General features: G+C 66.9%; 13 protein-coding genes. 4 read left to right on the forward strand and 9 right to left on the reverse strand.

Features of this window, described 5'->3' with window-relative positions; all coding sequences use genetic code 11:
• The first annotated feature begins 68 nt into the window (after nt 1-68).
• Nucleotides 69-278: a DUF2269 family protein gene (locus tag FKP22_RS34515; RefSeq protein ID WP_375140568.1), complete on the forward strand. Its 210-nt coding sequence runs from the start codon at nt 69-71 to the stop codon at nt 276-278.
• Here FKP22_RS34515 and FKP22_RS09310 read toward each other — a convergent pair.
• Nucleotides 256-1,272 (reverse strand): NAD-dependent epimerase/dehydratase family protein, encoded by a 1,017-nt coding sequence (locus FKP22_RS09310; protein ID WP_141287217.1) that lies wholly within the window; start codon nt 1,270-1,272, stop codon nt 256-258. The two genes, FKP22_RS34515 and FKP22_RS09310, sit on opposite strands and share 23 nt — an antisense overlap.
• 16 nt (nt 1,273-1,288) lie before the next feature.
• A complete protein-coding gene (locus FKP22_RS09315) occupies nt 1,289-1,981 on the reverse strand; it encodes a hypothetical protein (RefSeq protein WP_141287218.1) in 693 nt (230 codons plus the stop codon).
• A 124-nt stretch (nt 1,982-2,105) separates the two neighbouring features.
• On the opposite strand from FKP22_RS09315, the gene FKP22_RS09320 reads away from it, so the two are divergent.
• Together FKP22_RS09320 and FKP22_RS09325 are read left to right on the forward strand one after the other, a co-directional pair.
• A complete protein-coding gene (locus tag FKP22_RS09320; RefSeq protein WP_141287219.1) occupies nt 2,106-3,038 on the forward strand; it encodes an aminotransferase class IV in 933 nt (310 codons plus the stop codon).
• Nucleotides 3,035-3,784, forward strand: coding sequence for a sulfotransferase-like domain-containing protein (locus FKP22_RS09325; RefSeq protein WP_141287220.1), 750 nt, complete (start codon nt 3,035-3,037; stop codon nt 3,782-3,784). The genes FKP22_RS09320 and FKP22_RS09325 overlap by 4 nt, the downstream gene beginning before the upstream one ends.
• 18 nt (nt 3,785-3,802) lie before the next feature.
• On the opposite strand, the gene FKP22_RS33790 is transcribed toward FKP22_RS09325, so the two are convergent.
• Nucleotides 3,803-3,997 carry a hypothetical protein gene (locus FKP22_RS33790; RefSeq protein ID WP_233446825.1) on the reverse strand — a complete coding sequence of 65 codons (195 nt, stop codon included), beginning with the start codon at nt 3,995-3,997 and terminating at the stop codon, nt 3,803-3,805.
• Between FKP22_RS33790 and FKP22_RS09330 the strand changes: the two genes are divergently transcribed.
• Complete coding sequence (locus tag FKP22_RS09330) at nt 3,996-4,976, forward strand: Bug family tripartite tricarboxylate transporter substrate binding protein (protein ID WP_233446826.1); 981 nt, start codon at nt 3,996-3,998, stop codon at nt 4,974-4,976. The two genes, FKP22_RS33790 and FKP22_RS09330, sit on opposite strands and share 2 nt — an antisense overlap.
• Before the next feature lie 18 nt (nt 4,977-4,994).
• Here the strand turns inward: FKP22_RS09330 and FKP22_RS09335 are convergent, their stop codons facing one another.
• The 6 genes from FKP22_RS09335 to exaC form a co-directional block, all read right to left on the reverse strand.
• Nucleotides 4,995-6,116 carry a beta-ketoacyl-ACP synthase III gene (locus FKP22_RS09335; protein WP_141287221.1) on the reverse strand — a complete coding sequence of 374 codons (1,122 nt, stop codon included), beginning with the start codon at nt 6,114-6,116 and terminating at the stop codon, nt 4,995-4,997.
• Nucleotides 6,117-6,228: 112 nt separating this feature from the next.
• Nucleotides 6,229-6,966 carry a DUF6781 family protein gene (locus FKP22_RS09340; RefSeq protein ID WP_141287222.1) on the reverse strand — a complete coding sequence of 246 codons (738 nt, stop codon included), beginning with the start codon at nt 6,964-6,966 and terminating at the stop codon, nt 6,229-6,231.
• Nucleotides 6,967-7,050: 84 nt separating this feature from the next.
• The gene (gene sbcB / locus FKP22_RS09345) at nt 7,051-8,493 is read right to left on the reverse strand and encodes an exodeoxyribonuclease I (protein ID WP_141287223.1); all 1,443 of its coding nucleotides are present in this window, start codon (nt 8,491-8,493) and stop codon (nt 7,051-7,053) included.
• A gap of 120 nt (nt 8,494-8,613) precedes the next feature.
• Nucleotides 8,614-9,510, reverse strand: coding sequence for a DNA ligase (locus tag FKP22_RS09350; protein WP_141287224.1), 897 nt, complete (start codon nt 9,508-9,510; stop codon nt 8,614-8,616).
• Between the two features lie 100 nt (nt 9,511-9,610).
• A complete protein-coding gene (locus FKP22_RS09355; RefSeq protein WP_141287225.1) occupies nt 9,611-9,985 on the reverse strand; it encodes a DUF779 domain-containing protein in 375 nt (124 codons plus the stop codon).
• A gap of 61 nt (nt 9,986-10,046) precedes the next feature.
• Nucleotides 10,047-11,567 (reverse strand): acetaldehyde dehydrogenase ExaC, encoded by a 1,521-nt coding sequence (exaC, locus tag FKP22_RS09360; protein WP_141287226.1) that lies wholly within the window; start codon nt 11,565-11,567, stop codon nt 10,047-10,049.
• Nucleotides 11,568-11,956 lie beyond the last annotated feature (389 nt).

Consider the following 11,956-nt stretch of genomic DNA (forward strand, 5'->3'; position numbering starts at 1 on the left):
GGGCCGGCAGACGCTGGGCCTGCTGCAGCGAGACAACACCGCGAGCGCTGCCGAAGCGGCGCAGTTCGATGCCGTGCTGGGCCACGCGCCCTGCCCGCCGAACCAACTGCTGGCGCGCACATGGTCATGAGATCCCACCGGTCCATGAGCCGCTGCCTGGATGTCCGCTGGCACTGCATTGGCAACAGGCCAAGCTGTGGGAATGGCTCGGCTACCCGGCCTTCGTCGCGATGCTCGCAACCTTCTGGCTGATGGTCACGAAGCCTGGGCTGTGGTGAGTCGGCTCAGCAGTTCGCGTTCGCGCTCGAGTGGCAGGCCGGTCTTCGGAAAACCTTGCTGCTCGGCCGGCAAGGCGCGCCACCAGGCCAGCGTGTCAGCCACCGTCTCCCCCAGCGGGCGGCAGCGCAGGCCAGCGTCATGGGCGCGCAGGGTGTTGTTGCGCTGGAAGGCCGCGTAGCCAGGGTCCTCTCCCAGCCACAAGGGCATCTGGTCCCAGGGCGATACCTGCTGCGCCAGCAGCCAGGCGGACGAGGCCCAGCAGACCTGTGGCCGGGTGCCGGCAGCCTCCACGCAATGCTGCAGCAGGTCGCCAAACTGATGCACGCGGGGCAGCGTGGCCACGTTGAAAGCACCGGACTCGCCTTGCGCCACAGCATGCAGCACAAAGGCCGCCAAGTCCCGGGCGTCGATGAACTGCAGTTCGTCTTCGGGATGACCCGGCGCCAGCAGCGGTTCGCCATCCGCCGCACTGGCAACCCGCGCCGGCCACCAGGTGAAGCGGCCGGTGTGGTCGTGCGGGCCGACGACCAGGCCAGGGCGGATCAGCAGCGCCTGCTCGCCGAAAACCTGCCGCACCGCCTGCTCGCAGGCGGCCTTCAGCGGGCCGTAGGTGTCACCGTCGACCACCGTGGTGTCGGGGTCGGCCAGCACACCCAGCGGTGAGTCTTCGGCATTGGGCTGGCGGAAGTCGGCATAGGCCGAGACGCTGGAGATGAAGACGTAGCGGTCAACACGGCCCTTCAAGGCCTGCGCCATCGCGGCGACCTCACCGGGCAGGTAGCCGCAGCAGTCGACCACCGCGTCCCAGCGCCCGGCAGCCAGCGCGGAAAGATCGCCGCGACGGTCGCCCCGGATTGACTCGGCACCTGGCAAAGGCTCGCCGCTCTGGCCCCGGTTGAACAGCGTGACGCCATGACCCGCCGCCAGCGCCGCCTCGGCCAGGTGGCGCCCGACGAAGCGGGTGCCGCCGATGATCAGCAGGCGTTGCGGCATGGCGGGCTTCGCTGTCTTACTTGCCAGCGCGGATGGCCTTTTCGTCGCTCTCGCGGTAGTTGCGGCCACCGCAGCGGGTCTTCCACGAGCTCAGGTCGGCGTCATAGTTCGCCGCGGCCACATCCATGTCATGGTTGCGGGTGTTCCACTGGTCGGTCTTGACCTGGAACTGCTGAAACTGGCTGTCGAGCTTGTTCTTGTCTTCATCGACGCTGGCCTGGAACACCTTGCCGGCTTCGTTCAGCTCGTCGGAGGTCTTCTGGATTTCCTTGCCCTCACGCTCCAGCACTTGTTGGCGGCGGTCGATGTTCTCGCCCTTCTTCGCCGCGGCGTTCAGCGCGTCCATCTTCTGGTTGAAGGCTTCCACCTTGGCAGAGTGTGCGGCCACGCGAGCATTCATGTCGGCCGCGTTCTGGTTGACACGGGCAGCCAATGCATCGCGCTGCTGCTTCATGGCCTCGTTCTCGGTTTCAAGCTGCTTGCGCTCGGCGTCCAGCGCGGTGCGCTTGGTGCCCAGGTCAATGCTCGCGGCCTTGATGCTGTCCTGCTCCTTGAAGCAGGCGCGCAGCTCTTCGCGGCTCATCACCGACGCTTTGGCATTCGCATTGCCAAGGCTTTGCAGCTTGTCTTGCGCCGCGGCGAGGCTGGCGACCAGGGCCAGCAACAGACCAGCGGCGCCGGCGAGAGAGTGCTTTTGGAACGAGTGCATTCGATAACCTTTGCTGTCATGGCCGGCGATGACCGGCCCCAAAAACCGCCCTTGGTGGGACGGCCAGCCCGAGATGATGCCACTGCCGCTAGACTCGTCCATCACCCGAGAACCCTGAAACCCAATGTCGCAAAGCATTCACGACTTCCACGACGACCCGCGCAATGCGGACATCCGCATCTGGATCAACGGCCAGCTCAAGTCGCGCGCCGACGCCACGGTGTCGGTTTTCGACAGTGGCTTCGTGCTCGGCGATGGTGTGTGGGAAGGCCTGCGCGTGGTGCAGGGGCATCCGGTGTTCCTGGATGCACATCTGGCGCGGCTGTGGGAAGGTGCCAAGGCCATCATGCTGGACATCGGCATGAGCAAGGCCGAACTTAGGCAGGCCGTCTACGACACGCTGAAGGCCAACCAGATGCACGACGGCGTGCACATCCGGCTGATGGTCAGCCGCGGTGTGAAGCGCACGCCATACCAGGACCCGCGTGTCACCGTGGGCCCGGCCACCATCGTGATCCTGCCGGAATTCAAGCTGGCCAAGCCGGAGACGGTCAACGCCGGCCTGAAGCTGTTCACGGTGCACGTGCGCCGCGGCTACCCGGACGTGCTGGACCCCAAGCTCAACAGCCACAGCAAGCTCAACTGCATCACGGCCTGCATCCAGGCCACCGCCGCAGGTGCCGATGAAGCGCTGATGCTGGACCCGCACGGCTTTGTGGCGACCTGCAACTCCACGCACTTCTTCATCGTGCGTGGTGGCGAAGTGTGGACCAGCAGCGGCGACTACTGCCTGGGCGGCATCACGCGCAGCAACGTGATCCAGGTCTGCCGCGAGGCCGGCATTCCGGTGTTCGAGAAGAACTTCAGCCTGACCCAGGTCTACAGCGCCGAAGAGGCCTTCTGCACCGGCACCTTTGCTGGCGTGGTGCCGGTACGCGAGGTGGACGGCCGCGCAATGGAAGGCGGGTTGCCGGGACCCATGGTGCTGCGGCTGCAAGCGCTGTACAAGGCGCTGGTGGCCCGCGACGTGGCAGCGCAAGAAGGCTCATGGGCATGAACGCCGGAGCACCGCTGCGCGTGGCCATGTGGAGCGGCCCGCGCAACATTTCCACCGCGATGATGCGGGCCTGGGAAAACCGCGGTGACTGCGCCGTCAGCGACGAGCCGCTGTACGCCGCCTACCTGGCTGCGACGGGCCTGGACCACCCGGGCCGCGACGACATCATTGCCGACGGCGACATCGACGCAGCGCGCGTGGCGCGGGCCCTGAGCGAAGGCCCGGCACCTGACGCTCAGCCGGTCTGGTACCAGAAGCACATGAGCCACCACCTGCTGCCAGGCATGGCGACGGACTGGGTGCACAAGCTGCACAACGTGCTGCTGATCCGCGACCCGGCGCAGGTCGTGGAGAGCTATCTGAAGAGCCGCGCCACCGTGGCCCCGGCCGACATCGGCCTGCTGCAGCAAGCCGCGCTGTTCGACGAGCTGGCGCAGCGCAGCGGCCAAGCGCCGATGGTGATAGCCGCAGACGACTTCCTGCAGGCGCCCGAGGCCTACCTGAAAGCGGTCTGCACCGCGCTGGGCATCGCCTTCACGCAGCGCATGCTCAGTTGGCCCGCAGGTCGGCGGGACAGCGACGGCATCTGGGCGCCCCACTGGTACGACGCCGTCTGGGCGTCGACCGGCTTTGAGGCCTGGCGCCCTCGCTCGCCTCAGTTGCAAGGTGCGGCCCTGGCCGTGGCCGAGGCCTGTCGCCCGGCTTACGCCTTGCTGCACCAGCATCGCCTCCGGATCAGCGCCTGACAAGCTGCCCTGACGTCTTCAAGAAGGCGGCAGGATGCCACGCATGTTCGCCACCAAACCTTGGTGGCGAATGCGAGCGATGTTAGATTGGCCGCCGAATCGCGCTGCAGACTTGGCTAAAAGACGATTAGACGATTCGCATTCGAGACCCACGGAGACAACACAAGTGATACGTTGCAGTTCATTGCTGGCGACCTGGTTGGGCTTGACCATGTCATTGCTGGGCGCACATTCTGCGCACGCGCAGGCATCGGAATGGCCGACCAAGCCCCTCAAGCTGGTCGTTCCGTTCCCGCCCGGCGGCACCAGCGATTTCATGGGCCGGCTGATCGCCGGCAAGCTCGCCGTGGCACTGAAGCAGCCCGTCAACGTGGAAAACATCGCCGGCGGCGGCGGCGTCACCGGCACCTTGAAGGCGCTGTCGCAACCCGCCGACGGCTACACGCTGATTCAAAGCGGCATTGGCCAGAACGCCGTGGCGCACGGCATGGATGCGCAGGTCGGCTATGACTCCATCAAGGACTTCACGCACCTGACGCAGGTTCATTCCGGTGCGAATGTGCTGGTCGCCAGCCCCAAGTCACCGTTCAAGACACTGGCCGAGCTGATCGCCTACGGCAAGGCCAATCCCGGCAAGCTCAGCTACGGCTTCACGCACGCATCTTCCGGCCACGTGGCGATGGAATTGCTCAAGCAGTCGCTGAGCGTCTGCCTGGGCAATGCCCAAGGCGGCCGGGACTGCAAGGGCCTCTCCATCGTTGGCGTGCCCTACAAAGGCGGCGGGCCCTTGGTCGCTGCGCTGCTGGAAGGCCAGGTGCCGATGGCATTCATCAATCAGGACTCGGCCTATCCCCTGGTGAAAGAGGGCAAGCTCCAGGCCCTGGCAGTCACCAGCACTTCGCGCAATTCGCTGTTCCCCAACGTGCCGGCGATCAGCGAAAAGGAGATTCCGGGATTCGTGGCAATGTCTTGGTCCGGCATTTCGGTGTCCAGCAAGACGCCCGCCCCCATCGCCGCACGGCTGGAAGCCGAACTGGTGAAGATCATGCAGTCACCGGACACCAGGCAACAGCTGGAGTCCAAAGGCTTTGTGATCCCGGACCAGGGCTCGCACAGCTACGCGAACTTCGTTGACCGCGAAGTCAGCCGGTGGGGCCGCGTGATACGCATCGCCGGCATCAAGCCCGAGTGACCGCGGGCAGCGCTGCCCTCAGCGCTTCTTGACGATCACGCTGCCGATCGAATAACCGGCGCCGAACGAACAGATCACGCCCAGGTCGCCCTTGGCCAGGTCGCTGTGGTGGCGGTGGAAGGCGATCACCGAACCGGCCGATGCGGTATTGGCGAATTCGTCCAGGATCAGCGGCGCGATGTCGGCATTGCCGTCGCTGCCGAGCAGCTTCTTGATCACCAGCTGGTTCATGCCCTGGTTGGCCTGGTGCAGCCAGAAGCGGCGCACCTGCGTGGGCTCCACCCGCAGCGTGTGCAGGTGCTTCTCGATGTGCGCCGCGGCCATCGGCACCACTTCCTTGAAGACCTTGCGGCCCTCCTGGTAGAAGGTCTTGTCGCGGCCCAGCGGGTCGTTGTCTTCGGCGCGGTTCATGAAGCCGAAGTTGTTGCGGATGTTGCTGGAGAACTCGGTCGCCAGCTTGGTGCCGAGGATCTCCCACTGCTCGCTGCTGGTGGCCGTGTCGGCAGCTTCGATGATCACCGCGGTGCAGACGTCGCCGAAGATGAAGTGGCAGTCGCGGTCGCGCCATTCCAGGTGCGCCGAAGTGATTTCGGGGTTGACCACCAGCACGCACCTGGCGCTGCCGGCCTTGACCGCGTTGACCGCCTGTTCGATGGCGAAGGTGGCCGACGAACAGGCCACGTTCATGTCGAATCCGTAGCCCCCGGCGCCAATCGCCTGCTGGATCTCGACCGCCATCGCCGGGTAGGCGCGCTGCATGTTGGCCGCGGCGCACAGCACTGCGTCCACGTCCGCGCCGGTCTTGCCCGCCGCGGCCAGCGCCTGCTTCGCGGCGTCCACCGCGATCTCGGCCATCAGCGACAGCTGCTCGTCAGCGCGGGCCTCGAAGCGCGGGTACATGCGCGTCGGGTCCAGCACGCCGGCCTTGTCGATCACATAGCGCTGCTTGATGCCCGAGGCCTTCTCGATGAACTCCACGCTGGAGTTGGTGATGGCCGCGCGGGTGCCGGCGGCGATTGCGTCGGCATGCTGCTTGTTTTGCAGCGCAGCATAGGCGTTGAAAGCCTCCACCAGCTCGGCGTTGGTGATCACGTGCGGCGGCTGGTAAAGGCCGGTGCCGCTGATGACGACTCGGGTCATGGCGCAAATATCCGTGAAAAGTGAAAAAGCCCGCTGCGCGGCAGACGGGCTTCCTGGAGGTCGACCGCGGATTTTAGGGCGGGTGGTACACAGGGCCTGCCGGCCCAGGGGTTCAAGTGGCTTTGCGGCGTGCGGATTTGGCTGCGGGCGCGGCAGGTGCAGCAGTGGGCGGCGGTGGTGAACCGGCGCTGCCGCCCTGGCGCAAGGCGTCGGACATGCCCATCAGCACGCCGCTGACCAGCGCGGTGTAGCTCTGCGCCAACGCCTGCGCGGCCTTCAGGCCGGCGGCCCGGGTGTCGCGCATGGCCGTCTGCATCTTCTCCAGTTGTGCGGTCACGCCGTTGACGGTCGCCTGCGCATGCGCACCGGCCTGGCTGCCGTCCTGCTTGAAGTGAGACAGCGCCTGCTCCCAAGGGCCGGACAGCGTGCCACCGGCGGCGTCCGCCGCCTTGCGCACCGCACCGAACATGGTGTCTTCCAGCTGCTCCAGATCGCCCAGCGCCTTCTTGAGCTGCTTGTCCTGCAGGCCCACGCCCTGGCCAGCCAGGCTGCTGAGCGCCACCTGGTGGGCCTCGACGGCCTTCAGCAGCGCATCGTCCATGCCGGCCAGCGCCGAGCCCAGCATGGCCTCGGCATCGACCTCCGGCAGGCCACGGCCGGCGGTGCCGGCGCTGGCGGCCTCGGTGACCGACTTCAGCACCGAGCGGATGTTCTTCAGGCTCATCTCGCGGCCCTGCAAGGCCTTCAAGGTGGCCGTGTGCACGGCGTCGCGCAGCTGCGCCGTCTGGCGCGCGCTGGTGGTCGAGAACATCTCGATCAGGGCGTCCTGGTCAATGCCGGACTTGAGCATGGGCACTCCGCAAGGTGGTTGGGTTGACGGCGACGATACGCGCGTCCCGCATGCTTCGGCCCAGGGGCTTGCCCGAAGCCATGATCACATCTCTGGAGCGATCTGCTCGAGGTATTCGGACAAGGCGTCGAGGATGGCGGTCGCCTTCTCGTCACCCTTCTCGGCAGCCGCAGCGCCCAGCACGTCCAGCTTCTCCAGGTAGGCGTCGATGCTCATCGCGCCGCCCTCGCCTTCGTGCAGGCGCGCAGCGCGGTACTGCTCCCAGCGTTCGTGTTCTTCGGGGCTCAGGCTGTCCAGGAAATTCCGGGCGCGGTAGCGGAACAGCAACTCACCGAGGCGGCCGTCGTCGAAGCTGGCACGCGGCAAGGCGGGATCGTCGGGCTTCAACTTGCGCAGGCGGTCCAGCCGGGTGCGGTCCTGCGGGCCGACGAAGCCGCCATAGAGGTCTTCGTCCACGTCCGGCGTGCGCTCGGCGGGCGGGCGGGCAAACACCTCGTCCCACAGGCCACCGAGCTTGGCGCTGTTTTCGGCGCAAGCCTGGGCGTGCTGCAGCGCAAGGTTCATGTCCAGGCCCCAGCGTTCGGCCATCGCGTGCGACAGCGTCTTCAGGTTGCCGATCACCACCGGCGACTTGTTGATGTGGATGGTCTTGATCGGCAGCCGCGTCACGCCTTCGGGCAGCGCGTCGGCCTTGGTGAACATGCGCTCGCGGATGGCCGCGGCGTTCAGCGTGAACAGCTCGGACGGATCGACCGCCAGGTCCCAGACGATCAGCTCGTTCTTGTTGACCGGGTGCGGCGCCAGCGGCCAGACGGCGGCAATGCAGCCGCGCTCCGGGCCGTACATGCCGGAGATGTGCAGGAACGGACGGCCGACGCCGATCTCCGCCCACACAGCATCCTTCTTGCGCAGCTTCAGGCAGAAGTCCCACAGCCGCGGCTGGGCCTGGCGGATCAGCCGGGCCAGGCCAATGGTGGCGCGCACGTCCGACAGCGCATCGTGCGCCGCCTCGTGCAGCAGGCCGTTGGCGGCGCTCAGATGCTCCAGCTTGAACGACGGCCGGCCGTCCTCGTGCTTCGGCCACTCGATGCCCTCGGGCCGCAGCGCGTACATGCAGCGCACGGTGTCCAGCAGGTCCCAGCGGCCACAGTCGTTCTTGTACTCGCGGGCATACGGGTCCATCAGGCAACGCCAGAACAGGTGGCGCGTCACTTCGTCGTCGAAGCGGATGGAGTTGTAGCCCACGCCCACCGTGCCCGGCGCGGCCAGCACCTTCTCGATGGTGGCGGCGAAGCGGTGCTCGGGCAGGCCTTTTTCGAGGCACAGCTGCGGCAGGATGCCGGTCAGCAAGCAGGATTCCGGGTCCGGCAGATAGTCCGGCGCGGGCTGGCAATAGACCATCACCGGCGCGCCGATCTCGTTCAAGTCCGCATCGGTGCGCACCCCGGCGAACTGCGACGGCCGGTCGTGGCGCGGCACGCGGCCGAAGGTCTCGTAGTCGTGCCAGAAAAAACTGAAATCGCTCATGCCGGCACGATACCGCAGGCCCAGCGGGGCCGGACGCGGCCAGCGCCGGGCCGCCCCAAGCAGGCCGCGCTACCCGCCCGGCGGGTGGTTTCGTGTACCCGCGAAACCGGGTGTCGCACCTCAGGTGCCTGCGTCGCGCAGCCGCAGCAGCGTCGCGAAACGTGGCAACCCGGTGTCGGTCTGGCCGCGCCAGCTGTAGCTCAGGCGGCTGCCCAGCGGCGGCGGGCTGCGGCGCTGTGCGTCGCTCAAGCCCGAGCCTAAGAGGAAGACCTGGCCGTCGTCGTTGCGCACGCGAAGCGCGCCGATCTGGCCGGCATATTTGCCTTTGCCCGGCACATGGCCGATGACCACCGCGTCTGCGTCCTGCACCGGCTTGAACTTCAGCAGCAACCCATTGCGGCCGGTCAGGTAGGGCGCGTCGGCCAGATGCAGCGCCAGGCCTTCGCCACCGCCGGCCACGACCTCCTGCAGCCGCTGCTGCAGCGTGACGCGGTCGGCCACGCGGAACTGCGCGACGGCCCGCACGGGGCCGGCGCCGTCTGGCGGCGCAAGCACGGCCAGTCGCGCGGTACGCTGCTCGAAGTTGCCTTCGCCACCGGGCAATTCAAAAACCCGATATTGCAAGGCGCGCCAGCCGGGATCGGCAGGGTCGCCTCGCCGCAGCAGCGCCGAGACTTCGTCAAAGCGCCCTCGCCCGAGCCAAAGTTCGCCGTCCAGCGGCTGCGTTGGCAACTGGGCCAGGAACCATGCCGGCGCCTGGATCTCGCCACCGCCACGAAAGCGCAACCGGCGCCCATCCCACAGGCCACGCACGCCGTCGAACTTCTCGCTGACCAGGTAGGGTGCGGGCGACACGTCCGGCCCGAGTTCTCGCGCCAGCAGCAGCGTAGGCGCCGACTCGGCTACCGCCTGGATCGGCGCCGTGGCGGCGAGCACCTGGCCACCCAGCCCGGTAGACAGCAGCGCCGGCAAGCCCAGCAACCAGGAGGGTGAAACGGACGGCGACTTGGGCGGCATGGCGAGGCGAAGGAAGTGGACGGGACGGTCGCATTGTTGCGACGCGCCCCGGCTCCGCCCATCCGCCGTTCGGGGGTGTTTGACGGTTTTGTCGCGGAGTTCAGCGGGGCGCGGGCTGCGCAGCCAAGGTCTGCCACTCCTCATCCGTCCACAGCCGGGTCAGGCTGACAAAGTGCACGCCTTCCGGGTCTTCCAGCGAATAGCTGCCCTGGCTTCCGGCGCGCACGTCCAGCGTGAGCTGCATGCCCAGCAGGTATTCGCATTGCGAACGGCTGACATGGAACGACGCGCCGCCGACCCGGCCGAGCTGCACGTCGCCAGCGTTGAGCGTCAGGTCGCCCGGCGCGCAGCACATGGGGTGGCTGCCTTCGCAGCAGCCACCGGCCTGGTAGAAAAAGATGTCCGCACCATGGCGCGCCTGCAGTTGCGCCACCAGCGCCAAGGCGGCGTCGGTGGCGATCACGCGTTCGATCATGGCTTGCGCCTCCCGATGAAAAAAGCGGCCCGAAGGCCGCTCGTGCATGACAGCGTGAAGTTCAGAAGAAGCCCAGCTTGTTCGGGCTGTAGCTGACCAGCAGGTTCTTGGTCTGCTGGTAGTGGTCCAGCATCTGCTTGTGGGTCTCGCGGCCGATGCCCGATTCCTTGTAGCCGCCGAAGGCTGCATGCGCCGGGTAGGCGTGGTAGCAGTTGGTCCACACGCGGCCGGCCTGGATGCCACGGCCAAAGCGGTAGGCCCGGCTGCCATCGCGGGTCCACACGCCAGCACCCAGGCCGTACGGCGTGTCGTTGGCAATCTGCATGGCTTCGGCTTCATCCTTGAAGGTGGTCACGGCCAGCACCGGGCCGAAGATCTCCTCTTGGAAGATGCGCATCTTGTTGTGGCCCTTGAACAGCGTAGGCTGGATGTAGTAGCCGCCGGCCAGGTCACCCTCCATCTTCGCCGCGCCGCCGCCGATCAGCACCTGCGCGCCTTCCTGCTTGCCCAGCTCCAGGTAGGACATGATCTTGTCCATCTGCATCGACGAGGCCTGCGCGCCCATCATCGTGTCGGTGTCCAGCGGGCTGCCTTGCTTGATCGCGGCCACACGCTTGATCGCCCGGTCCATGAACTTGTCGTAGACCGATTCCTGGATCAGCGCGCGGCTGGGGCAGGTGCAGACCTCGCCCTGATTGAACGCGAACAGCACCAGGCCTTCGATGGCCTTGTCGAAGAAGGCATCGTCGGCAGCAGCCACGTCGTCGAAGAAGATGTTCGGGCTCTTGCCACCCAGTTCCAGCGTCGCCGGGATCAGGTTGCTGGCCGCTGCCTGCGCAATGACGCGGCCGGTGGCCGTGGAGCCGGTGAACGCGATCTTGGCGATGCGCTTGCTCTGCGCCAGCGGCATGCCGGCCTCGCGGCCAAAGCCGTTGACGATGTTCAGCACGCCGTCCGGCAGCAGGTCGGCGATCAGCTCGGCCAGCACCAGGATGCTGACCGGCGTGGACTCGGCCGGCTTCAGCACCACGCAGTTGCCTGCGCCCAGTGCCGGTGCCAGCTTCCAGGCCGCCATCAGGATGGGGAAGTTCCACGGAATGATCTGGCCGACCACGCCCAGCGGCTCGTGGAAGTGATAGGCGATGGTGTCGTCGTCGATCTGGCTGAGCGTGCCCTCCTGCGCCCGCAGGCAGCCGGCGAAGTAGCGGAAGTGGTCGGCCGCCAGCGGGATGTCGGCATTGAGCGTCTCGCGCATCGGCTTGCCGTTGTCCACCGACTCGGCGTAGGCCAGCTTCTCCAGGTTCTGTTCGATGCGGTCGGCAATCTTCAGCAGCACGTTGGCGCGCGTGGCGGCCGGCGTGGCAGCCCACTTGGCGGCGGCGGCGTGCGCAGCGTCCAGCGCCAGCTCGATGTCGGCCTCGGTCGAACGTGCAGCCTGGGTGAAGACCTTGCCATTGATCGGCGTGATGACGTCGAAATACTGGCCGCCCACTGGCGCGACGAACTTGCCGCCGATGAAGTTGTCGTAGCGCGCCTTGAAGCCGACGGGGGCACCAGCGGTTCCGGGAAAGGCATACAGCATGCGTTTGTCTCCTGCGTTGTTGGATGAAGAGGGAAGCGACCCGACGTTTGCGTGTGGGGAAACGGGGCCTGCCCTGGCTTGCTCTGCACGCGACATGCCAACGGCAGCCGGGCCTTGTTTGTGCCGGGAACAGGCTGATCCTGCGCAAATCCGGGTGAAACAGCGGCCATGGCCTGCGCCAATGTGTCGCACACCGAAACCCTGTGCCGAAACGGAACAGCTCGCCTGCGGCACTGGCGGAAGACCCTCTAGGCGAGGGCGGTCGGCATGGCTAACCTTGGCCCGACACCGCCTTCGAACCTGCCGCCATGCACCCTGCCCTGACCCCCGTCCTCTCCCCCGCCCAGGTGCGCGAGGCCCACCGGCAGCTCAACAGCAGCGGCGAGGTG

This window comes from Ideonella azotifigens, from assembly GCF_006519715.1.
GTDB lineage: Bacteria > Pseudomonadota > Gammaproteobacteria > Burkholderiales > Burkholderiaceae_C > Ideonella > Ideonella azotifigens.